General features: G+C 66.8%; 1 pseudogene. It reads right to left on the reverse strand.

Annotated elements, in window-relative coordinates:
* Window positions 1-131 precede the first annotated feature (131 nt).
* Window positions 132-368, reverse strand: a pseudogene (locus tag EN862_RS37240) (hypothetical protein); the annotation flags it as partial.

A 368-nucleotide genomic window follows, 5' to 3' on the forward strand; every position in this document is an offset into this window, starting at 1 on the left:
GTCATTGCTGCGGTGGCGGTGTACATGCTTGGCCGTTCCCGCAAACCGGCCGTGCCGTCCGCGGCGCCGAGCCCCGGCGCTGCCGCCTAGCGTAGAGTTCCAAAGGGCGGCTGCGGGCGCCCTTTGGCTTCCTACCTGTCCTCGAAGCTGGTCAGCACGCCGACGGCGTTGATGCCGATCTCTTCCACAGCATAGCCGCCTTCCATGACGAACAGCGTCGGCAGGCCGAGCCTGGCGATGCGGCGGCCGATCTTGGGATAGTCGGCGCTCTTCAGCTTGAACTGCCGCCACTCCTCGAAATGGCCAAAGCCCTTGTCCAGCCGCTTGGTCTGGCCGCGGTCGAGCCAGACGGTGGCGCGTGATACGCG

The organism is Mesorhizobium sp. M2E.F.Ca.ET.219.01.1.1 (assembly GCF_004016445.2).
Taxonomy (GTDB): domain Bacteria; phylum Pseudomonadota; class Alphaproteobacteria; order Rhizobiales; family Rhizobiaceae; genus Mesorhizobium.